Origin of the sequence: uncultured Fibrobacter sp., assembly GCF_937877005.1 — a bacterium.
Lineage (GTDB): Bacteria > Fibrobacterota > Fibrobacteria > Fibrobacterales > Fibrobacteraceae > Fibrobacter.
The window spans coordinates 1-1,320 of the sequence record NZ_CALEFV010000239.1; the positions used below are offsets into that span (position 1 = coordinate 1).

The window sequence follows — 1,320 nt, forward strand, 5'->3', positions numbered from 1 at the left end:
GGTTTCTGCCGAATTCATGAAAATGAAGGGGAGGCGGCTTTCGTCAAAGCCAATCTGGTAGCCGCCGGGAGCCTTGCCGAGCCTGCTATCGGGGTCAATCAACTTCTTGGCCTGCATTTCGCGGGCCCACCTGCCGGCCTGCGGGTGAATCGATTCGAAAATCTGGTCGACTTTTTCAATCAATTCTTCGCCGTTCTGATACGGTTTGAGGGGAGGGCATGAAAGCGGATCCACACTCAAATCCCACGGGCGAAGCGTCTTGAGGCCCATTTTTTCGGCGCGCTTCTTGTAGATTTCTTTAAGGAGCGGAAGCACCAGTTTTTCGACGCTTTCATGGAAATTCTTACAGTCAGCGGGGGTGTAGTCAAAGCGACGCTTGGCCAAGAAGATGTAGTCGATAAAGTTCTTGCAATGAGCGTTTTTTGCAATCTTGTTTCGAATCTGGAACAACTTGTCGAAAGAGGCATCCAAGGCATCTTTATCTTTCAGGCGGCGGTCCCACATGGTGCGGAATGCTCGTTCGCGCAAGTCGCGGTCCGTCTTTTCAAGGTATGCACCCAGCTGCTGCATGGTTTTGATTCCGCCGTCAAATTCCACGCTCATGCCGCCAGTAATCTTCTGGTAGGCTTGAATGGCCATGGTTTCTTCGGTTTCGAGCGGAATGTTTGCGGGGGAGAAAAGGTCTAAAGACACCTGCACACTTTTGAACCACACGCCAAATTCGCCTTGCAGCTTGTCTTTCGCGGGGTGCGCCATCAACTTCTTGTTAAGCTTGTCGCTGTATTCGTTGGAGACGGGGTCCACGTTGCTTACAAAGTCTTCGTAGGCCTTTGCGGCGGCTTCGTCCTTTGTGTTCACGGTCATGGCCACATAGCGGCGGCAAGAGACTTCTGAAAGCACCGAACCGAGCTCGCTCCACTTCAGAATCCAGGCGCGGAGGGCGTCGGGGGAGTTGCCGACATCTTCCAACAACAAGCTCTGGTAGAGGCGCTTGACCTCTTCTACGTTGTCCACATTAAAATTTTCAGGTACAAAAGTGCGCATAAAAAACCTCTAAAATGATATCGCCCCTACCCAATCGCTCACGATATTGTCGAGCACCGATGTACGGGCCTTGTCGGCGAGAGCTTGCTTTTCTTCTTGGCTGATTTTGCGATCCTGGTTGAAGTCGAGCGTGAACGCCTCTTCTGACGCCTTGAGTGACACGTCCATACGGCCCACGATATGGACCACGTTCACGTCCATCAGCCTGAAAATACGGCGGTCAATGGGCATTTCAGTCTCAAGAATTACCTTGTTGTCTCCAGGAACGAGTTTAAC

2 protein-coding genes are annotated in these 1,320 nt (G+C 51.8%); both read right to left on the reverse strand.

Annotated elements, in window-relative coordinates; all coding sequences use genetic code 11:
* On the reverse strand, window positions 1-1,044 hold a 1,044-nt coding region (locus tag Q0628_RS10495; protein WP_298770817.1), incomplete at its 3' end, for a M3 family metallopeptidase.
* Between the two features lie 9 nt (window positions 1,045-1,053).
* Window positions 1,054-1,320 (reverse strand): hypothetical protein (locus Q0628_RS10500; RefSeq protein ID WP_298770818.1); only part of this gene is annotated, 267 nt, incomplete at its 5' end.